General features: G+C 59.5%; 8 protein-coding genes and 5 pseudogenes. 7 read left to right on the plus strand and 6 right to left on the minus strand.

Features of this window, described 5'->3' with window-relative positions:
- Nucleotides 1–24 precede the first annotated feature (24 nt).
- The 5 genes and pseudogenes from ilvD to PQQ86_RS39000 all read right to left on the minus strand — a co-directional run.
- A complete protein-coding gene (gene ilvD / locus PQQ86_RS38980; protein ID WP_408279591.1) occupies nucleotides 25–1698 on the minus strand; it encodes a dihydroxy-acid dehydratase in 1674 nt (557 codons plus the stop codon).
- Nucleotides 1699–1733: 35 nt separating this feature from the next.
- A complete protein-coding gene (locus tag PQQ86_RS38985; RefSeq protein ID WP_408279592.1) occupies nucleotides 1734–3059 on the minus strand; it encodes an FAD-dependent oxidoreductase in 1326 nt (441 codons plus the stop codon).
- 141 nt (nucleotides 3060–3200) lie between these two features.
- Entirely contained in the window at nucleotides 3201–4250 is a 1050-nt protein-coding gene (locus tag PQQ86_RS38990; protein ID WP_408279593.1) for a LacI family DNA-binding transcriptional regulator, read from the minus strand.
- Between the two features lie 210 nt (nucleotides 4251–4460).
- Nucleotides 4461–4732: pseudogene (locus PQQ86_RS38995) on the minus strand (IS6 family transposase); the annotation flags it as partial.
- A gap of 186 nt (nucleotides 4733–4918) precedes the next feature.
- A pseudogene (locus PQQ86_RS39000) lies at nucleotides 4919–5080 on the minus strand (IS6 family transposase); the annotation flags it as partial.
- A 1119-nt stretch (nucleotides 5081–6199) separates the two neighbouring features.
- Here PQQ86_RS39000 and PQQ86_RS39005 point away from each other — a divergent pair.
- The 4 genes and pseudogenes from PQQ86_RS39005 to PQQ86_RS39020 all read left to right on the plus strand — a co-directional run.
- Nucleotides 6200–6316, plus strand: a pseudogene (locus PQQ86_RS39005) (ESPR domain-containing protein); the annotation flags it as partial.
- 192 nt (nucleotides 6317–6508) lie between these two features.
- A complete protein-coding gene (locus PQQ86_RS39010) occupies nucleotides 6509–12937 on the plus strand; it encodes a hypothetical protein (RefSeq protein WP_408279739.1) in 6429 nt (2142 codons plus the stop codon).
- An 81-nt stretch (nucleotides 12938–13018) separates the two neighbouring features.
- Nucleotides 13019–13741 (plus strand): OmpA family protein, encoded by a 723-nt coding sequence (locus PQQ86_RS39015; protein WP_408279594.1) that lies wholly within the window; start codon nucleotides 13019–13021, stop codon nucleotides 13739–13741.
- A gap of 342 nt (nucleotides 13742–14083) precedes the next feature.
- Nucleotides 14084–14287 (plus strand): annotated as a pseudogene (locus PQQ86_RS39020) (integrase); the annotation flags it as partial.
- Between the two features lie 255 nt (nucleotides 14288–14542).
- Here PQQ86_RS39020 and PQQ86_RS39025 read toward each other — a convergent pair.
- A complete protein-coding gene (locus tag PQQ86_RS39025) occupies nucleotides 14543–15574 on the minus strand; it encodes a hypothetical protein (RefSeq protein ID WP_408279595.1) in 1032 nt (343 codons plus the stop codon).
- Between the two features lie 481 nt (nucleotides 15575–16055).
- Here PQQ86_RS39025 and PQQ86_RS39030 point away from each other — a divergent pair, with 481 nt between their 5' ends.
- From PQQ86_RS39030 to PQQ86_RS39040, 3 genes and pseudogenes are all read left to right on the plus strand, one after another.
- The gene (locus tag PQQ86_RS39030; protein ID WP_408279596.1) at nucleotides 16056–16817 is read left to right on the plus strand and encodes a hypothetical protein; all 762 of its coding nucleotides are present in this window, start codon (nucleotides 16056–16058) and stop codon (nucleotides 16815–16817) included.
- A gap of 251 nt (nucleotides 16818–17068) precedes the next feature.
- A pseudogene (locus PQQ86_RS39035) lies at nucleotides 17069–18044 on the plus strand (phage integrase family protein); the annotation flags it as partial.
- Nucleotides 18045–18274: 230 nt separating this feature from the next.
- Entirely contained in the window at nucleotides 18275–22261 is a 3987-nt protein-coding gene (locus tag PQQ86_RS39040) for a phosphoribosyltransferase-like protein (RefSeq protein ID WP_408279597.1), read from the plus strand.
- Nucleotides 22262–22536: the final 275 nt, after the last annotated feature.

Consider the following 22536-nt stretch of genomic DNA (forward strand, 5'->3'; position numbering starts at 1 on the left):
GTGTCGATATCGCGCTAAATGCGCTTAGTCACGGGGCACCAATGAACCACCCTCCGACAACGGATGGACCAGGTGCTGATAGATCCGCAGCCAGCCGCGCGGCGCGGGCGTCCTAGGCGGGACGGCTGAGGCCTTTCGCTTGGCCAGCTCCTCGGCGGACACGTCGAGGTCGACCGAGCGGCGCGTCACATCGATCGTGACGATGTCGCCTTCCTGCACGTAGGCGATCGGGCCGCCGTCCGCGGCTTCGGGCATCACCTGACCGATTGTGAAGCCGCGGTTCAAGCCCGATAACTGACCGTCGGTAATCACAGCGATCTCCGAACCGAGCTGCGCGCCGTTGACTGCCGCGACGAACCACGAAGCGGAGGCAACGCCCGGGCCACCGCGTGCCCCTAGCCGGCGTAAAACGACAACCTCACCGCCCTGGATATGGCCCGCGTCGAGTGCATCGAGTGCTGCTTCCTGGCTTTCGAACACGCGGCACGGCCCGCTGAAGCGATCGGCTTTATCGCCAAGACCGAGCTTCATGATTGAGCCCTTGGGTGCAAGTGAGCCGATCAGGATGACGATCGAAGGTCCCCTGGCCGCCGGCTCTTTGATACTGCCGATGACGTCCGGCCGAAGCACCCGGTGCGGTACTAGATTGTCGGCGAGGGACTTTCCGGTAACAGTCAGCACGCTCGTATCGAGCAGCTCGCCTAGTTGGGTCATGACGGCGGCGGAGCCGCCGGCGGTGTCAAGGTCTTCGATCCGGCCCGGACCGTTCGGCTTGATTGCGCACAGTAACGGCACCGCGCCGTCGAGTTCCCGCACCAACTGGTACACGTTCACATTGACTTCGCCTTCGGCGGCCACGCCTTGTAAATGACGCAGCATATTGATCGAGCCGCTGACGGCGAGACCGACCGTGATGGCGTTGCGAAATGCAGCCGGTGTCATGATGTCGCGCGGGCGCAGGTTTTCTTCGACCATCGCGACGATCCGGCGTCCGGCCTGCGCTGCGAGGTCGAGCATCTTCGGACTGCCTGCGGGCACTGGGGCGCTTCCCGGCAAGGTCATGCCGATCGATTCCGCCATAATGTGCATCGTGTTGGCCGTACCCATTCCGGCGCACACACCGGGCCCCTGGATCGCGACTTCGCACATCTGCTCGACCTGACTGATCGTCTTGTGGCCCATCGCCAGTTCACCTGCGGATTCGAATACGTCCTCGATATCGACTTTTTCGCCATTGATCCGGCCGCAGCCCTGGTAGCCGCCGATTACCAGCACCGTAGGAATGTTCAGCCGCGCAGCAGCCATCAGATGTGCAGGCGCGGTTTTGTCGCAACTACTCAGACACACCATGCCGTCGAGCATTGCCCCCTCAACCGATGCCTCGATGTCGTTGACAATCAGATCACGCGACGGCATTAGATAGCGGCCGCTACGTCCCGCACCGGTAATGAAATCGCTGGGCGCGGTGGTGCCGATTTCGAACGGCAGACCACCGGCATCGCGGATCGCCTGCTTGACGATCCGGGCGACTTCGTCGAGATGGCTGAAACATATCGATAACTCGGACGACGTGTTGATCACAGCGATCTTCGGCTTTTCCATGTCGGCATCGGAAATGCCGAGGGCACGCCATTGTGCGCGACGGATGGCCCAGCGAGTGGTGCCGGGTGCGAAATTGGATCGATAGGTTGTGTTCATCAGGCAGAGCGTTTATGTGTGAAATGAGATGGAAGTCAGGCCGTGTGAGCGACGCTGTCGTCGCCAAGGAAAGCACCGCGGCGAATCAGCTCGGCGCGTACGCCGGCGAACTCGACGCCGCGCACAGGGATTTGTGCAGTCGACGCCATCGCCGCGACCACGCCGGCCGCTTCGCCCATGGCGAAACACACGCCGGCTACACGCATCGACGCGTGCGCGTCGTGAGAAGCCGACGCGCAACGGCCGGCCACCAGCAGGCCATCGAGGCCCGAGGGGAGCAGTGCGCGAAGCGGAATCTGGTAGTAGGTGTCCGGCGCGAGAAAAACCCAGCGAGTGCCGCGCCCTGCGCCATGCTCCTCCACTGGCCAGGCGCTGCAGGCAATGGCGTCTTCAAAGCGACCTTCCTTCAGGACATCGTCGAGCGTGAGCCGATAGTCGCCCGCGACGCGGCGGCTCTCGCGCACACCGATTGACGCGCCAATGTCGGCAATAAAGCATTCCTCATAACCCGGCACGAACTCGCGGAAAGCGCGCAGATAGGCACGTAACTGCCGCCGTCCCTCTACCTCCGCGGCGCTTATTTCCTGCGTGTCGAGAGTATTGGGAGGCACGCCCTCGCGCAGAATCCGCGTAATGTTCAGATGCATCGCATACGGCTGGTTGCTGAATGCGCCGCCAGCGGTGCGAGGTAGAGTCAGGCCGCTCGCCACCGCTCGTTCGAGACACGCGTGCAGTTCGGGGCGCGAGATCTGTCTGGCGCGCGCAACATCGACACCGCCGAAACGGAACATGGTGGTGGGTGCCTGCCCGTTCACAACATCATGTTCGAAATCAGCGCCTGCAAGCGCCGCGATGGTACCGTCGCCCGTGCAGTCGACAATCGCCGCAGCCATGCAAGCCCATCGGCCATCGACACCTTCGAAGACGACACCCGTTACCCGGGCGCCTTCCTTTACGACCGCCACACCACTGCAGTGGAACGCGACCTGGGCACCTGATCCGGCGATCAGGTCATCGGCGATCAGTTTGAAGGTACTTGGATCGTAGGGCAGGGATGCGGTCTCCAGCCAGCGCAGCGGGCCGTTGCTGCCACCGGATGTTTGCAGCCGCTCCGCGATCTCCATGCCGATACCGCCAACTACCGGCGTGATGCGCTCGGGCGACACTGCGTACAAACCACAGATGCTGCCGAGCGTCACCATGGTCAGTGCACCGCCGAGATACCCGTTGCGGTCGGCGATCAGGACGGACGCCCCGGAGCGGGCGGCCGCCGTGGCGGCGGCAATGCCGGCGGGGCCACCACCCACCACCAGTACATCGGGACGATAGCGGACCGGAATGTTGCGGGCCGGTTCCGACACGAAGTCCTGCGCTTGGCGGATAGGCGGAACTATATTGGACCTTTCATTCATAATTAGGATTGCGAATTTAAAGCGTTGAAGATTCAAATCAAGCCCGCCACGTCCCGCTTGGGTCAGGCGTGCTCGAATATGCTTACCCGGTCATTGCTTCAAGCGTGACGTATTTGATTGCCATGATGCAGTGGAGCTTCGCACAATCAATTCGTTAGCCACGCTCTGACGGCGTGGAGGGCCTGCGTGCCCTGCCATTCGACCGAGCAGGAATTCGATCGTCTGATCCGCCATGGCACCGAGCGGCTGGCGCACCGTGGTCAAATCGAAGGCGTCCCACGATGCCTGTTCAATATCGTCATAACCGACAATCCACAGATTGTCCGGAACCAACATGCCGAGCGAACGCGCCGCGTCTATCGCGCCGATGGCCAGGATATCGTTGACGCAGAAAAGTGCGTCCAGACGTTGGCTCGTTCGCCTCAGGAGTTCCTTCGCTGCGGCATAGCCTTGTTGATACGAGAAGGTTTCGACGTCTATGCAATGTGCCGCTGGCAGGATTGAGTTCTTTCCGGCAAGTTGTAGCCGGAAGCCGGTCTGCCGTTCGCGGATCGTCGATGCCGCCGCTGGGCCGCCCAGCAGACCAATGCGACAGCGTCCCGCGTCGGAGAAGTAGCGCGCGACCATGGCGCCGCCCTCGAGGTTGTCGCTCGTGACCTGATCGCAAGCCCAGCGTTCCACCGACCGGTTGATCAGCACTACCGGGGCATTAAGTTCAAGCGTTTCGTAAAGGCGGGAACTTGCATCGGTCGCCGTCGTCATGATCACGCCGTCGACCAGGCTTTCATGGATCGCATCCATCGCGAGTTTCTCGTCGATTTCCTCCGTACTCCACATAACCATGCGCAGAGCGTGAGCACTCAGTCGTCGCCCTATGGCCTCGAGCATTTCCGGGTAAAGCGGGTTGGTGAGACGAGAAACTAGAACTCCAACATTGCCGGTTCGGCTAGTACGCATGGCACGCGCATTGCCGTTCGGACGGTATTTAAGTTCGCGGGCGGCCGCTAGAACGCGGTTGCGGGCCTCCTGATTCACGCGGTCGTTGCCCGTGAGCACACGCGATACCGTTGGCTGCGAGACGCCGGCCAGACGCGCGATGTCATGACTCGTTACTGTTCGCTTCTGGCCGCGTGATTTCACTGTTTCCTCGAGGAAGGCTTGTAATCAGTACAACGAGTATATTGTGAATACGTATTCACGCAAGAGGCGGCCCAGCGGAATTTTGGCGGTGAGTGAGACCAATTTGTCCGCCACTGGCGAAACTGTGAGCGTTGGATCAGGCTTCATTCGTTTAGACGGCTTTGTCAACCTGTCGAGGCTGAGGAGAAAAGACGACGGGAAAGAGCGTCCTCAGAAGGCGTAGGACGGATTTTTGGGCGACTTCGGTGATGTCGCACCACGCAGCGAATCGCGCCGCGAGTTGTTTGCGATAGAGAGAAGCGCGCAGTAGATGCCGTTTCAGTGCGAAGTGCTGACGGATCGGACCGAAGCTCGAAAGGAAAGCCTGCGTGCGTTTCGGGTCGCGAAAGCCTCGCATGCGACGCTCGGGTTCGCGCGTCGGTTGATGACTGTTCTCTGCGCGGTTGTTCAGTCGGGCCGCAGCTTTGACGAACAACCCAATGAACCTGCATCACGTTCTTCGCGATATCCACACCCACGATCGTACGTTTCATGATCGCCACTCCGGTTTGCCTGGGAAGATCCTTATGATCCTCCTGCTTTGGCACTTCGATACCGTCGGCCTGTGAGTGAGGAGGCACCTCCTGGATATCCTCACCGATTGGCGGGGGCCGTTCATTCCATTCACACCAGCATCGGATCGTCTCGTATGTCACGATCACGCCGCGCTCGAAAAGCAGTTCCTCGATGTCGCGCAAGCTCAACTGGAAGCGGAAATACCATCGAACAGCACAGCTGATGACACTAACCGGGAAACGGTGACCGTGATAGAGCGATTTCGATTTCTTCATCGCGCCATCTTATCCCACGGGTCACGCAACCTGACAATGCCGTCCGCTGTGATGCCTCCTGGCGATTGCGTTCTTCATTGACTTCACTTTTCATTGCTCGGCTACGGGCCGAGCGGATCTTCGCGGCAAATGCAAGTCGGCCAGACACGGAAAGGCCAAGATCTCGCGCAGCCTGCGCGTAGGACAAGCGTCACCAATTTTCATTAGACATTTCTCGACAAATGAGCAGTTCTATCCTATTGTGTGAAACATCTTGTAAGTGAATGCAACATTTCGTCCGTCTGACAGCCGCGTTGAAAACTATTGTGTTGATTCTGGTTAGCGGCAAAGAGGTCACTAGTAAATATGTCCCAGAATATGGGTAAAACGGCAAATTAAAACCAGAGAATAAGCCAATATAAGCGGCACTCAGCCGGCCGGTGCGTGTCATGTCAGATACTCGTCGCCGCGTTGCGCTATGTATGGAGGAGAAGGGCAGAAGGAGTCAGAGATCGAACAAGTGCCATGCCACGCATATGCATCCGGTAGGCAGTTATTCACGGCAGTCGTTCAGACGTCTCGTGAATATGGAGTAAAAAGAAAAAATGAATTAAAACGAAGACACGCTTTGGAGACGATCCGCTAATTAGCAGGAAAGCGATTGTTCAAGCGCAGCAGCTGAAGACGGCTGGTCATAGGGAAAGGGGGAAACGGAAAGCCCGTCATTCGACTTCGCTTTTAAATCAAGGCGATTGGGTGCGTTCGACTTATCAGAACGTTCCTTCGTATTGAATGCCGTGATCATCTCTTAAAAGCAGTCGTCATCACGACGACCGTGCAACTCAAGTGAATAACGCGACGCACAGTATCAGGGGGTTTTCGATTTAATGCATTAATTAGTATGGCTAATTTGATAGATGTCACTGGCGAATGGCCGTGGCGCTCACCATCTTGAGGGCGCGACAGCTTGATTGGTGTTGCTGTTTCAAACGATCTGGTAGTAGTCGAGTTGGGTTAGACCGTTTTGGGAGGCGTTACGGTTTCTCGTTCTACTTTTTGCCCAGCCAGATAGAAAACCCGGCCGGCGAAGGAGGCACTATGACGCCGTATTCTGGTGAATAAATAATTTAGGTATCCAAAATGAATAAGGTATATCGAAGTGTGTGGAACGATTCTATCGGTGCCTGGACAGCAGTTCCTGAGACTGCTTCGCCCAGGAAGCGGTGCAAGTCTGCACGGCATAAGATTGTTGCGTCAGCGGTGTCGTGTGCAGCCGACAGGGCGAACGGCGCATCCAGTTGGCGGGCGGGAATCAGAGTCCTGGCGCTCTCCGTCATTGCCACATCGTTCATCCTCATAGGGCCATTGCCTGCAATGGCAGGTACGATCGCCTTCACGGGCGGCTCCGCCTGTGGAGGTATCGGGGGCACGGGAACAGGACCTGACGGCGTGGCCACTTACACCAACCGCGCCCAGATTGACGGGAACGGCTATTACTCGACGGTTGCGGGATGTTCGGCGGATGGCGGCTCTCACCTTGGTGTCACGTTGTATGGCGCCTTTACCACGGTGACCGGTGACGGAGGCACTGCCTTCGGCATGGGCGCAAGTGCGGGGCAATGGGCTTCGGCGTTCGGGCTGCAGGCACAGGCGGTTGGTCAAAGCAGCTTTGCCGCGGGCTTCAATGCCAACGCAGGCGGCCAGGCAGGTATTGCGGTGGGTACCAGTGCCAACGCAGCCGGTATCGGAGCGATTGCAATTGGTTCGGCGTATGGGGGGGCTGCTGTCACCTCCGCCGGTGGCCAGAACGCCGTCGCAATAGGGATTGCCAGCAAGGCGGGCGGTAGTCATGGCACCGCCATCGGCAGCGACACGAACGCGGCAGGGGTCAATTCCACTGCCGCGGGCAGTGCGGCCAACGCTTTCAATCCTGGATCGACAGCGGTCGGTGTGTCGGCGGTTGCAGGCGTCTCGGGCGGTACGGTAACCGACGACACGGCGATCGGTGCCGGCGCGAAAGCAACCGGTGGCAATTCCTACGCGGGTGGCAATGCCGCAACGGCATCGGCAGCCTCGACCGTTGCCATCGGCGACACAGCGACGGCCAACTCGGCTGGGGCGGTGGCGATTGGCCAGACAGCCACCGCGACGGGCGGCAAGGCGGTGTCGATCGGCGTCGGCAACACGGCAACCGGCAATGGCGCGGTGGCCATCGGCGATCCGAACGTCGCCACCGGCACCGGCGCAGTGGCGATGGGAGCGAACAATACGGCGAACGGTCAGGGTGCGGTGGCGCTTGGCAATACCAATGTGTCCATCGGACAGGGTTCTGTGGCGCTTGGCAACACGTCCCAGGCGAACAACGCGGGTTCGATCGCGTTAGGCGATAGCGCTGTCGTGCAGGCGACGGCATCCAGGGGCGTGGCGATTGGTTCGGGCGCGACAGTTAGCAATGCGAATAGCGTGGCGCTGGGCGCCGGCAGCACGACGGCGGCGCCCCATACAGGCACCACTGCGCTTTATGGTGGCACGGCGGCAGGCATTGCCAGCGCGGCCAATGGCATCGTCTCGGTCGGTGCCGCGGGTCAGGAGCGGCAACTGCAGAACGTGGCGGCGGGCGTGATCTCAGTCACCAGCACCGACGCAATCAACGGCTCGCAGCTGAACTCGGTGGTAGCCGGTGTCAACGATCTCGGCACGACCACTGCGAGCACGCTGGGCGGAGGTGCGAGCTACAGTCCCGGCACTGGCAATATCACCGGCTTCAGCCAGCCCGTCAACAGTGTCAGCAACACCGGGGCCGTGACGGGACCCACAGCGCAGACGACCGTTTCAGGTGCTTTGACGGCACTGAATGCGAATGTCGATAACACGGCGAACATCGCGGTCAAGTATGACGCGGCGGGCGGCACCAAGATCACCCTGGGTGCGACGGGCGGAGCGGGTGCCGGAGCGCCGGTGACGATCACCAACATGGCGCCGGCGGCATTGAACGCAACGAGCACGGACGCGGTGAACGGGTCGCAGTTGTTTGCAACGAACCAGAATGTGACGTCAATCGTCAACGGCCAGTCTGGTCCGTTTGTATCGAACAACAGCGTGACAGCAGTGCAACCGGTATCGGGCGGAGCCAATGCCAGTGCCGGTGGTTTCGGGGCAAGCGCGACGGGGGCATCCTCCACGGTGCTGGGCAACCAGTCTACCGACAACGGTAATGCCAATGCGACGGTATTGGGCCAGGGTGCAAGCATTGCGACGGGCACTGCGGGCAGCAATGTTGCGCTGGGCCAGGGCAGCACGGTGACAACCGGCGCCGTCCCCACTACAGGTGCGACCATTGGCGGCACGGCCTACACATTTGCCGGCGGTGCGCCGGCAGGTGTAGTGAGCGTGGGCAAAACAGGGGCCGAGCGTCAGATCACGAATGTGGCGGCGGGGCAACTGAGCGCCACGAGCACGGATGCGGTGAACGGCTCTCAACTTTTCGCGACGGACCAGGCAATCAATACCCTGTCCACCACGGTGACGGCCAACAAGACGCACTACTACAGCGTCAACGACGGCGGCACGCAGGGAGCCAACTTTAACAACAACGGCGCCACCGGCGCCAACGCCCTGGCTGCGGGCGTGGGTGCCCTGGCTTCGGGGGTGAGCAGTACAGCGGTGGGCAAACAGACTCAAGCGACAAACCAAAGTACGATTGCCCTTGGCGATAGCGCGACTGCGACGGGTTTATACAGTGCGGCTTTGGGTTTTTCGGCACGAGCTTCCGGGAACGGTTCGACGTCCCTCGGAGAGATTTCGACGGCATCTGGCGTGTCCAGTACTGCCGTAGGCGTGAACGCGCTGGCTTCGGGCAACAATTCAGCGGCGCTTGGATCAAATTCCGTGGCTGCCGGATCGTTTGCTCTTGCTGCGATGACCGGTTCAAATGCATATGGCGATAGCAGTATTGCCATCGGTCAAAATAGTACGGCGGGTGCTTCCGGGTCGCCAACGGACCAAAACGATGTATCAATCGGCAACGGTACGAAAGCGACCGGCGGCAATTCCTTTGCGAGCGGCACGAACGCAAATGCCTCGGCAGCGAATGCCATCGCTCTTGGCAATACGGCGATAGCCAATTCTGCCGGTGCCATAGCGATTGGTCAGACGGCAACCGCTACAGGCGGCAAGGCCGTGTCGATCGGCGTGGGCAATACGGCCAGCGGCAATGGCGCGGTCGCCATCGGCGATCCGAACTCGGCAACCGGGACCGGTGCGATAACCATGGGCGCGAACAATACGTCCAATGGCCAGGGCGCGGTGGCGCTCGGCAATACCAATACAGCGACAGGCCAGGGCGCCGTCGCGCTGGGCAACGCATCGCAAGCGAACAATGCCGGTTCCGTCGCGTTCGGCGACGCTGCAACGGTGTCGGCCGCGGCGACGCACGGCGTCGCGATCGGCTCCGGCGCCACGGTCACCAATGCCGGCGCGGTGGCCTTGGGTGCAGGAAGCACGACAGCCGCAGCGGTGGGGACGCCAGGCGCGACGATCAACGGCACGGCGTATACGTTTGCCGGCACCACGCCGGCGAGTACGGTGAGTGTCGGCACGGTGGGCGCGGAACGCACCGTGACGAACGTTGCTGCCGGCCGGCTGAGCTCGACCAGTACCGACGCGGTGAACGGCTCGCAGTTGTATGCAACTGATCAGGCAGTCGACACGCTGTCCTCGACGGTAACCGCCAACAAGACGCATTACTACAGCGTCAACGACGGCGGCACGCAGGGCGCCAACTATGCCGACGATGGCGCCACCGGCGTCAACGCCCTGGCTGCAGGTGTCGGCGCTCTGGCTTCGGGGACAAGCAGCACGGCGTTGGGCAACGGTGCCCAGGCGCTGGCGAACAACGCAACCGCATTCGGACTGCAAGCGACGGCTTCGATCGTCGGCGGCGTGGCGATCGGGTCGGGATCGGTTTCAGATCGCACGGTTCTGCCCGGGGTTGGATCGATCGCCAACGGTTCCCATGCGATTCCGTTCAATACCTCCGACGAGACTTTGCTGGGTGCGGTGTCCGTCGGCAGTAGCACCGCCTACCGACAGTTGACCAACGTCGCCGACGGCACGCAGGCGCAAGACGCAGTCACCGTCAGGCAACTCGCGGGCGCATTGTCATCGTTCTCGGTGACGGGCACGAACTATTTTCACGCGAATTCAACGGCGGCCGATTCGCTGGCCGTGGGCGCACAGTCGATTGCAGTTGGACCGACGACCGTCGTCAACGGAGACAACGGCGTTGGTGTCGGCAACGGGGCGGTGGTCGATGCGACGGCGCCCGGCGGCGTCGCGATCGGCCAGCAATCGCATTCGGCCGCGGCCGACGCAATGGCGCTCGGCAGCGGTGCGGTCGCGAGCGGTGCGCAGTCGATCGCGCAAGGTGCCAACGCGAATGCCGCCAACCAGGGCGGTGTTGCTGTGGGCTCAGGCGCGCAGAGTAGCGCCACGGACGCCGTAGCGCTTGGCGCCGGGGCGAGCTCGACGTTCGCCAATAGCGTGGCGCTGGGCAGCGCATCGACAACAGCCGCGGCGGTGGTAACGCCAGGTGTCACGATCAACGGCACAGCCTACACATACGCCGGGACTGCCCCGACGAGCACGGTGAGCGTGGGCAGCCCGGGTAACGAGCGTACGGTGACGAACGTGGCGGCAGGCCGGGTGAACGCGAGCAGTACCGACGCGGTGAACGGCTCGCAGCTGTACGCGACTGATCAGGCGGTCGGCAGCCTCGCCAGCGTAGTGACGGCCAGCAAGACGCACTACTACAGCGTCAACGACGGCGGTACCCAGAGTGCCAACTACGCCGACGACGGCGCGACCGGCACCAACGCGCTTGCGGCGGGCGTGGCCGCCACCGCGGCCGGCGCCAACAGCACGGCCCTGGGTCAGGGCGCGACGGCCAATAACGCCAATGCCGTTGCGCTGGGCAGCGGTTCGACCACGGCTGCGACAGTGGCAACGACCGGCGACACGATCAACGGCACGGCCTACACGTACGCGGGGACTGCACCGACGAGCACGGTGAGCGTGGGCAGCGCGGGTAACGAGCGTACGGTGACGAACGTGGCGGCAGGCCGGGTGAACGCGAGCAGTACCGACGCGGTGAACGGCTCGCAGCTGTACGCGACGGATCAGGCGGTCGGCAGCCTCGCCAGCGTAGTGACGGCCAGCAAGACGCACTACTACAGCGTCAACGATGGCGGCACGCAGGGCGGCAACTACAACAACGATGGTGCCACCGGCACCAATGCGCTGGCGGCGGGCGTGGGGGCAATCGCAAGCGGCGTGAGCAGCTTCGCCGGCGGCAACGGCGCTGCCGCGCAGGCGGACAACGCGCTTGCGCTGGGTGCCCTGTCGAGCGCATCGGTGGCGGGCGGAGTCGCGATCGGCTCGGGATCGGTGTCCAATCGCGCGGTCCTGTCTGGTATCGGTTCAATTGCGAATGGCACCCATGCGATTCCCTTCAACACGTCGGATCAAACGCTGCTCGGCGCAGTGTCTTTCGGCAGCGCCGCCGGCACCACCTATCGCCAGTTGACCAACGTCGCGGACGGCACGCAGGCACAAGATGCGGTCACGATCAGACAGCTTGCGGGCGCGCTATCGTCGTTCGCCGTGTCCGGACAGATGTACTTTCACGCGAATTCGACGGCGGCGGATTCGCTGGCGGTCGGCGCGCAGTCGATTGCGGTCGGACCGACGACGGTGGTCAACGGTGACAACGGCGTGGGTATCGGCAACGGCGCCATCGTCGATTCAACAGCGCCGGGAGGCGTCGCGATCGGCGAAAGCTCGAATGCGGCACAGGCCGACGCGATTGCGCTCGGCAGCGGCTCCATCGCAAGTGGCGCCCAGTCGATCGCACAAGGGGCGAACGCAAAGTCTGCGAATGCAGGCGGCATTGCTATCGGTTCGGGGGCGCAAAGCAGCGCCATCGATGCGGTCGCGATGGGCTCTGGCGCGAGCGCGTCGATGGCCAACAGCGTTGCGCTGGGCGCGGGATCGGTGACGACAGTTGGCGCGTTGAGCAACTACATCGCGTACGGATTGAGCAGTCCGCAGTCATCCGCGGGTGAGGTCAATATCGGCAATCGGCAGATCACCGGTGTGGCAGCAGGCAAGGCCGGAACCGACGCGGTGAACGTAAGCCAGCTTGCCGCAGTCACCACGCAGTTGACCACGCTGATCAACAATCAAAACGGGGGCGGCGGTGCCCCCTTCGCGTCCACTCCTGGTTCTTCACCCGCGTCCACCGGATCGAATTCTTCGGCGGGCGGGCAGGGCTCGGTAGCTTCCGGCTCGAATAGCACGGCGGTCGGCAACAGTTCGCAAGCCAGCGCGAATGGCGCGACCGCGGTAGGCGTCGGCGCGGCCGCGAGTGGGAATAACTCGGTGGCGCTGGGTTCAGGTAGCACGGACGGAGGCCGAAGCAACGTGGTATCCGTCGGCTCACTTAACGATACGCGGCAGGTGGCGAATGTAGCTGCGGGAACGCAGGGAACGGACGCAGTCAACGTGGACCAGCTCAATGCGGGGCTCGCGCAGGCCAATGCCTATACCGATCAACGGGTGGATCAGTTGCAATCGGGAATCAACTCCGTCGCGCGCAATGCCTATTCCGGCATCGCCGCGGCGACGGCATTGACGATGATTCCGGAGGTCGACAAGGACAAAACGTTGTCATTTGGCATCGGCACGGCGGGCTTCCGCGGCTATCAGGCCGTCGCGCTGGGGGGAACCGCTCGTATCACCGAAAACATCAAGATGAAAGCAGGCGTTGGTATGAGCCCTGGCGGCACGACCTTCGGGATGGGCGCGGCGATGCAATGGTAGAGCGCAGAGGCCTTTGTTCAAATGCGGACAACGTGATCGTGCGCCGAACCGGACGTACGAAAAAACAGTATGGAGAACATAATGAAGCAGCTTTCTGGATGGAGTTTATTGCTGAGCCTGGTTTTTCTTGCGGGATGTTCGAGTGCTTCCGGGCCAACGTTTAACGCTTATACGGTCACAACCGCGGATGGTTCCAGGCTCCATCAGGTCGAATGTCATGGGATCTTCGAAGGACCCGCCACATGTATGAAGGTGGCCCGGCAGATATGCCACGGAGAACCGGTTCGGGCGGTGCAGAAGATTGGGCGCCTCCAGCCGGATAACGACGAAGCCGATGTCACGCGGCGGCTTACCTTCGCGTGCGGTGACGCGCCGGATACCCCGGCTGCAGCGGCCTCGCAGCCGGTCGCACCTGTGGCGCAAACGGTTGATCAATTCGTGCTGCAAACCGATACCCTGTTTGCTTTCGGGCAGTCCAGCCTGACTTCGATATTGCCGGGCGGGGCGGCCAACCTCGAGCAGGTCATCGCGCGTATCAAGCAGCGAAGGGGTGTTCAGTCCATTTCGGTCGTCGGCCATACCGACCGCCTCGGGCCAGACACGGTCAACCAGCCGTTGTCACTGGCGCGTGCACAGACGGTACGGGAATACATGATCAATCATGGGCTCGACGGTGAGGTGATTCATGTGGCGGGAGTGGGGTCGCGTGACTCAACAACCCAATGTCCGGACGGCGGGAGCAGGGCAGTCATCGCTTGCCTGCAACCGGACAGGCGGGTCTCCATCGAAGTTCGGGCGCAGTGAGATGGCCCAGTGCTGAACCGACTCGCGATGAACGGGCGAACGTTCGGCGCTGGGCGTGCACGCGCGACAACTGCTAAGTTAAACATATTATTTTGCCGTAGCACCTGCGGATTTTTCGACGAACACGCGCGCAAAAAGTACTCGCCCGGTGGCCACTTTGGTGGTCTGCACGTCATGGATAAAATGTTTCGTTCTTACGACTTCAAAACATTAAGGCCTGCTTATGGAGCGGTATGTGGATCTATCCTTGGTGATGCTCAAAAAATATTGTCATCAAAAATCGGTCTATTAAAATAAGTATTCCTATCACAATAGCATCACTGTTGTGCCAAACTGGTACCTATGAAAACGCGCCAGACACCTTTACCCGAACCTCGCCCTACGGACTTCCCCGATGCCGATGAACTGACCATGCTGCGCGCCTGGTACGCCGGCATGCCGGTCCGCAAAGCCGTGGAACGCTACCTGCCGGACCGCATTGGGGCAGGGCAGTCGGCCCGCGGCGTCCTCGGCGGAATTCACCGACGGTTGTCGAAGGTCGCGCGCGGTCATGTAGCTGGAGCTCAGCTCGTAGACTGATCGTCATCGCCAAGAATACGCAGGATCGACCACGTTCTGCGACCTGTTGGACGGCCACCAACCTGAAATGACGAACGATTACTCAGGTCAGGCGAGAATCAATACGTTAGCAAACGTGTTCACTTTCGAGCGCAACGACTTAGGAGAGCCGAATGAAATCACTGCCTTTTGCTCTCCACAATAGTGGCGATTTCACTGCGGACCGGCCACACGGTCCCACGTTCATGGCTCGGCCTTCGGTTGCGGCGCCACCGCAATGAGGTCTAGTAAAGCTTCATCCGCCGTGACTTCGTCTAATTCGCAGGCCGCCTTCCCGCGTAACGATCTCGCATATTCGTGTCCGTCGATAGAGACGACGTCGGCCGTCGCGAGCAACGCCAGCAAGTTGTCACCGGAGACTTTCTGGACAGTCATTGGTTCCTCGTTTCCCCAATCAATATCCACACCGTTTGCCGCTTCCTCAGTTCGGAAGAGTTCGACCAGATAGGAGCTGTCGAAACTATCGCTATCCGTAACGTATATCAGATGCTGAGGTGGCACGCCACCGCCCCAGCCAAAAATGAAGAATTCGACACCTCTTAACCGTTCAACGAGTGGGTGATTTTCCCCTCTGGCGATACTCCATATTCCGTTAGGACCTCTTCGACTGATATGCGGCGCAATGACGAGTTCAAACACTCCCAGTCGATCGAGCCAGTGAAGTGGTACGTAGGGATAACCCATCAGAATCTTGCAACCGCCCCAAGTGATGTTATTGCCATCCCAAGCTGGCGCCGAGCCGAACCAGTGTTCTCGCGGCCGCATAAAGGCAAGCACATGGGCCGCAACTTGTTGAGTTTTCTTTCCGGCAAGGTTCACACGACGCATGAACCGTTCCCCAGAGCGTCCTAGCTGATCCGCATCGAGCCGAGTGGGAAGGGGCGACATTGCCCATTTGACAATTCCGCACTTCTCGGCCGCTACGATCTCTTCAAGTACGTCGGGAGGAACACCCAACTGTTCCGCGCGGAATGGGAGGTTGTCGAGCGGCCTGTTGAAGCGGGTTGCGTCAGGATCCTCCACTATCCGGTCAATCGACGCCCTCCAATCGTGTCCTGGTCCGTCCCAGATGAGTATCGCTTGCGGTACTTCGAGGCCCGAACGGTTAGCTTTTGGCGTGCCTAGATATATTCGCACGTCTGGGGTGCTTCCGAAGAAGGTGCGGTAGACCGCTGATGCCGGCGGCTCCTGTTCAGCTTTCACCTCTACGATCAAGTCAAGGTCTCCACAGTCCATTGCCCCACGCGCGTAGGAACCGAACGCCCATATCCTCTGAACTCTGACCAACTGGCACTGACGCTGATCAAAGGGAAACCGCGTGCTCCACTCAATTTTCGCTGCGTCGCGGTTGTCTAGGCGGCTGCAAACTCGAAGAAGTACGGCCGTGAAGTGACGTCGGGGATACCGATGGACCACGAGAATCTCCTCTGAATTTGAGATGGGGTAGCCGTGATCGTGGCGCGACTTGAAGTGGGCTGCAGTCAATCAGAATCGCATTCCGCTTATCGTGCACGGATCTTGTGCGAGCTATAGCTGTCGACGTTATGATATCCAGGAACGTTTCTGCCAAGATAGCAACATGGAGCATGGCGGCTCGATAATTACAGGGCTTGTCCGCCGATTGGTTGTGCGGCCGACTTGGTGTTCTTGATTGGTATCGACATATCCGGTTATTTTCTACCACTGGACAGACACGATGAGGCATCAAAAAAAACAAGAAATTGACATACCAGAAGGATATGTTAAGGGTTCCGATATCGACCTTTCAAAGTGGTCTACGGAAACGCTTGCGGTTGACCTGGTCGGCAATGTTCGTTGCATTCTCGGCTATAGACGCGACGAGCAGCCACACGACTTACCGTACTACTCTCCACTCGTCGCGCTTCGAGATGCGCGCGGGCGCGAAGCGCGTCGCTTCGTCGAACTCAGGCATGGAGCGTTGACAATGTCGCGCTTCCTCGATAGCGAGACATACTATCGCGTACTGGAGGACCGATATCTCCTCTTACCGGCAGCAACGAATTCGTACTTTGGCGTCCTCGCGACCGGTACGCGTGACGAGGATATGGACCTTACCTGTTCGTTGTTTGGTGGAACATACAAGGAAATCGAGGCCGTAGCAATTGCGCTCGGGCACATAACGGGAAGGTTGTATCACGAAACGGTGAGGTTGCCACGTCTAACTTTTTCTAAAAGCAGAAGTAACAGTTGTGAGCTGACTGGATGCCTTATACCGAAGAATTTTCCTTACTTGGCGTTTGAAGGCTCTCAATACGAGTGGGGACACGTGTCGTTGTTCGGATTCTATAGATTGCTTTCTTTTCTATGCTCAACGACGAGAAACAATGCGGTTACGAATGCTTTAATCGAGAAAGGGATTCCGGCGGAAACGTTGACCCGGTTCACGGGCGGCACCACTCTATACTCGAATCCGATACCGTATCCAGATCGCTATTGACCTTGCTTCTCCCGCGAACCGGCGCTTGCTAGGCATGCATGCCGTTGCGTCAATGTCGGTTCGGCGCAGCAACTTGGCGCAGATGGCTATTCGACTGTGTTGGCATTGAAGCAGGGCTTCTATGCCTGTGCCGGGCACTTCAGTGACTCAGTCAATCTACCGCAATGAGCCACCGACCGTAGACCATTCAGATTTTCTTGCCCGGGGGGCAACCCGCGACGCATTCGTATGCGTGAGCGTTTGCGAGTATCTGGCTGCTAGCACGCGCGGTCGCCACCCTGCGCGCGTACGGCATTGCAACACTGGCGGACCTCATCGTACGCATCCTCCACCGTTGGCAACGGTGGAAAGCCATTCCGGGCTCGGTCCCACCAGTGCGCTACGCATCGAGGCGTTCTTCGCCGCACACCGGTGTTGACAGAGCGAGCGAGGGCGTTCAATGCCCTCTGGTCGGCCAGAGGCATCGTGCCGTGGGAGCAGCTGTGATTGCCGCGCGAGGCCGACGGTTCGGCCGGCACCTATTGTGCGCCGCACGCGACCTGCACACTCGACGCGGACAGCGATTGCTAGGCGGTGCAGGCGTGGTTGTCGCTCGCGACAGAGGACGCGGTTGCCTATCGCGCATTCCTGAGTCGACCGACGCCGCGGGAAGGATGGGTGGGACCGGTCCGGCCACGCAGTGCACTCGGCTGGCGCTCGTCCTCGGGCGGCCTGTCGGCCCGCTCGGCCGCCTACGCCCTGTCCGCGCTGGGCGCGCCGTTCCGGTGGCTCATCGAGCAGCAGTGCCTGCTTGCGAATCCGTTTGCCGGCGTGAAGGTGCGGGGCAGCGCCCGCGCTGGCGTGCTCAACACGTCGCATGTCTTTACTGACGGGGAGTGGCCGCTGATCCTCGCGATCGTCAACGGGCTTGAGTGGTCCTAAGGCCGGCCGCCCACCGCGGCCCAGCGGCTGTGCTTTGTCCTGGACGTTCGGCTATGCAGTGGGTCTGCGTGCGAGCGAACTGGTTGGCGCGACGCTCGGCGATGTCGAGACGGATGCGCGCGGCGACCACCGGTTCAGTGGTTATCGGGAAAGGGCGCAAGGCGGCCAGAGTCGCTTTGCCGCCACTAGCCCGCACGGCGCTCGCGCCATCTTCTCGATCGCCGGCTACCCGTGACGCCCAGCCGCTGGCGCCCGGACAAACCGTTGATCGCGAGTCTCGTCGAAGACGGTGTGGCGCGCATCACCAGCGTGTGACTCTGGAGCGTGTTTGCCGCGAATCTTTGCCAAGGCTGTATGCGCGCCGTTCCGCGGGACAGAGCGAGCCAGCAAACGCGGGCTATTTCTTTCGGATGATAATCCCAGCGGACGCGCGAAGCATTCATAATATGATTCCGTTGCGCCGACTGAATCAAGACCCTTGAGGGTCCTAGCGGAAAGCTTGGCCAAGTTAAAAAACGCGGTGATGGGAGAGGACGTTGAAAACAAAGGATGAAGCGCTTGAGCTAGTCAGAGTTGCGTTCGTGCAGGCCCAACGTAAGATGGGCGCAGGCACGACAACGATGTCTTTGGCGGTATTGAAAAACCGTCTTTTGCAAGTGACGGACCGCAGATTCGATCCGAAGGAATTCGGCGCAACAGACATGCGCTCCTTTGTTGCCATGCTTGAGCCTGACGTCGTACTTAGCGAAGATACGATGCACAGGGAGGTCAAGTTCATTGGTTCGTCTAAGCAAAGCGAGGGCAGCACGACAGCTTTCACTAGCAAACGGTTCACGACGAAGCGCCCAGTAGACCAAACTCCCGAACAGATGCTAAGGCGCAACGGTCGTATACGGGATGACCTTTGGACAGCAGTGATGGACTACACGAGCGCTCAAACCTACGTTTGGGACGAGCGTCGGGGGCTCGCGAGATCGTCGAAAGGGGGTGAGGAATTGCCGGTTATGCCCACTCTGACCTCAGTAGAACTCGGCGAATGGCGCCGCACCTTCCTGACTGAGCACCGCGCTGAACTGCAGGGCGGTGAACTTGCAAGCTCGCAGCGATGGCAGGAACTTGGGCTTGCTACGACTTATCTTCCGAGTCAACTGCAACTGCCTTGGAACCGCGAACTTGCTCTTCGAGTCCGGCAGCGCCTCCATGAGTTTTTTTCTCGCCTGAATCCGAAGGCATCGAGCATATCCGTAGCGGCAGAGACGTCTTTGGAACCCGACCAGGCGAAGGATGCGTTGGTAGAGTCGCTAGCTGCGGCCAAGGACCGTGGGGATGGCTTCACAGTCGGTGAACTGCTCGCGCAGCAGTTCCCCAGTGCGGCTGATGGGCAAGAAGAGGGCATCCTTGCTCGAATCGTCAGCGCATGGGCCGCTCCGCGAGGGCTATTCCTCGAACCAGCTTCGCTCGCAGAGTTGACTGAGCGTTTCGACTCGTTCTCGAGAAACAATCTTGCAACCGCATTTGTAAATGCAATACATCGCATCGATGCAGCGGACCCAGAATTAAATGAGGCAGAGCGGGATTTTGTATTCAAGCTGAAAGACGACATCGCCGCGGTATACGACATAGGAAAACGATCTCCTACCGAAGTATGCAAGGCCGCGCTTGCCAAGTTAGAGGAATTGCTTGCCAAGGGAAGCGCATCCGTGACCCGCTTTCTGCGAACGACGCCGGCGACGGCAAAGGTTGCGTCCATCGATCTTTTGCGTTTGGCACATCGTCTCCAGCCGATGCTTGTGGCCGCCGAACGAGAGTTCTTAAGTGACTTGGATATTTTGATTGGGCCTGCCTTTCGCAAACTCTGTGAGGCATATGAGCGCAATGAAGATTCAGAGGTCATCCGGCGGGCGCCAGAGTACCTCGAAAATATAAAAATTCATCGTCCGATCTCGCCCGACCCTCGCCTCGGCAGCCGGATTTGGCTGGCTTTGGTGCAGCCCGTCTTGGATCATTTGACGACCCTCGTTGAGGAAGCGACATCTCGCGGCGAAGTTGCGCTGGCACCAGCCTTATCGTTGAGAAATCCAAGCACTAAGGCGGATCTTAGGGCCATCGGATCCGACATCTACCTATCGTTCTCACTTCGGAATCAGGGCAAGGGACACGCCCGCGACGTGTCATTGCAACCAGTGGCGAACGGGGACGGGGCCATTTTCGAATTGACGGTCAACGAGCCGATGGGACCCTTCGATGTGCCACCCGGGGGCGAACAGCTTGTACGATTCCGTCTGGTCTTGTCGGAGCCGCGCAGTGAACTTCGTATTTTGATCCAATGGGCCTGCGTAACAAGTATGGGGAAGGCAGCCGTAGCGAAGGACGAGTTACTTATCGCGCAACAAGTCACGGAACCCGACTGGGAGGCGCTACTGGCGGATCCACCGTATACGCTCAATCCTATCCGCCGACCCGACCGACTGTACGGTCGCAGCTCAGCTCTAGGGAAGTTGCAGCTAGCCGCGATGGCAGGAACATCCACATTTGTCTGGGGCCAGAAAAGAATAGGCAAGACCTCTCTGCTCCAGGTGCTTTCTGCAAAGCTGTCGGCACGTGCAGACACGACCTGCATACTGCTTCGTATGGGGGAGTTGGCATCGCTGCACGAAGGTCAGCTTGCCCATCGAATCGCCCGTCGCCTCGTTGACAAGGCGGAGGCTGGAGTAGACGTGCCGTCTGAAGCGGAGTTCGGTGCAGGCATCAATCTTTTGGTGCCTTTCGTTGAGCATCTGTCTGCCTCAATGCCCGCGCACAAGTTTGTCGTTATCATTGACGAGTTTGATGATCTCGACTCAGCCTTTTATACCGGCGAACGCGGTAGACAGTTTATGAAGGGCCTTCGATCAGCCTCGGAGGCCGGTTTGACGTTTTTCTTTGTTGGCAGCGAGAGAATGGACGCCATCTACTCGCGTCATCAAACCGATTTGAATAAATGGACGAATGTACGCCTCGACCGGATTGACAACCCTTCCGATTGTCGTGCGTTGATTGAAGAACCGGTGAAAGGAGTTATCGAATTCGATGCTGAAGCTGTCAGCTTCATTACAGGCTACACTGCCGGCAATCCATTTTATATTCATAATTTTTGTTTTCAACTCTTCGAGCGATGCTTGCAGGAACACCGCACATTCGTTGATGCGAACGACACATCCGCGGTGAGGCATCAACTCTTAAGGTCTCTCGGGGCGACGAATTTCTCGCATCTTTGGGAAGACAACCCTGTTCTTGAGATCGAAGAAAAGCGCAGGGAGAGTGCTGAAAACTGCGTTGCATTGTGCTGTGTTTCAGCCCTTGGCGGCAGATACGAGGCACTTGATGAACTCATGGAAGTGCAAGAAGCATTGCCGATTGCCGCCGAAGATCGCGCAACCGCGACCGAACTACGCCGGGCGTGCGCGCGGCTATTACAACGCAGCGTACTTCAGCAGCTGAAAGATGGCGACGGCCAAGTAATTTCTTTGCAAATATTTCGAGAGTGGCTCGGCGAAAATGCGCGATCCAAACTGATACCAGTCTGGACTACCTACAAGGATGCCCAGCGCAAGGCCGAAGATAGCGAGCCAACGGAGGCGATTAAGCTTGAGCCTGCCGACAGCGCATTCCCGATAAACGAAGACGACATGCTGGTAGTGGCACAACGGCTGATCTATTGCGGCAAGCAAAAAGATGTCGCCGAGATCAAGTCGTGGCTGCGCCAGTTCGACGACGACAGTCGCATCGAAACTGCCTTTTTACTGCTTCAACGAGTCGCAGAGCGTGGCTTCATCAATGAAGGAATGCGTGCTCGAGGAATGGCCAAGATTGAGGAAATGGTTATCGCCAAGCGCCGAAATATTGGTAACGGCACATGGACTATTATCAAGGCGCGGCGCGATAACCTCGCGATAGGCTATGTCGACGCTGAACACAAGAGTGGCGCTACCATGGCGAGAGAAGCCAAGAGTATGTTGCGCCCGGGAAAATGTACACCGGCTGTCGAACTGGACGGATGGATGCGTTCGCATGCCGACGCCGACGCACTGGTGACAATCGTAGACGACTTCGCCGGGACCGGCGGAACTTTGGTCAAGGGCATGCACAAGTTTCAATCGAGTGTCTCGAAAGACGTTTGGGATCATTACGTAACCGATGGCCGTATTTGCCTCTATGTTATGTTTGCGTTTCCAGAGGCTCTTGAAGCAGTTCGTGCTGAGTTTCCTGGAATTGAAGTCTCTGCCGCAACGGTATTGGGCGACGACCTTAGGGCCTGCGATGACGAGGCGGGGATTTTCGAGGCGGAGGGCGATCGGAACTTTGCGAAAGACGTGTTGCAGCAGATTGGTAGAGAACTTTCTCCAAGTGCTCCTCTTGGCCATGGCTCCATGGGTGCTTTGGTTGTCTTTCACAATGCCACGCCGAACAACACTTTGCCTATCTTTTGGAGCGGCGGGTCAGTACAGGAGCGACCTTGGAAGCCGCTGTTTCCAAGGTCGTAATAACGTTTGGATGAATCTCCCGCAGTGTATGTCGATCGGTCCGCAGCTTGCTGACAGCTACGGCGGGAGAGCATGACTTTGATGCCACATTCATGCGCCGTACACCGCGGCCCGCTGTGCGGCGCGGAGTTGCTAACGGTGCGCACGACCTGCGTGGAGCTTGAATGTCTTTGGGTATGGACAGGATGCGTCACACACTTGCGACTCGCGCTATCGAGCGGCGCCGAACTCACCGTGATGCGCAACAAACTTGGGCGCGCTACAGAGTCATCCAC

The sequence above is a fragment of the Paraburkholderia sediminicola genome, from assembly GCF_046026675.1.
GTDB classification, from domain to species: domain Bacteria; phylum Pseudomonadota; class Gammaproteobacteria; order Burkholderiales; family Burkholderiaceae; genus Paraburkholderia; species Paraburkholderia sediminicola_F.

What these genes read in the sequence shown, in the direction of transcription:
- ilvD (WP_408279591.1), bottom strand. Translation starts at nt 1,698, where the DNA reads ATGAACACAACCTATCGATCCAATTTCGCACCCGGCACCACTCGCTGG.
- PQQ86_RS39015 (WP_408279594.1), top strand. Translation starts at nt 13,019, where the DNA reads ATGAAGCAGCTTTCTGGATGGAGTTTATTGCTGAGCCTGGTTTTTCTT.
- PQQ86_RS39030 (WP_408279596.1), top strand. Translation starts at nt 16,056, where the DNA reads ATGAGGCATCAAAAAAAACAAGAAATTGACATACCAGAAGGATATGTT.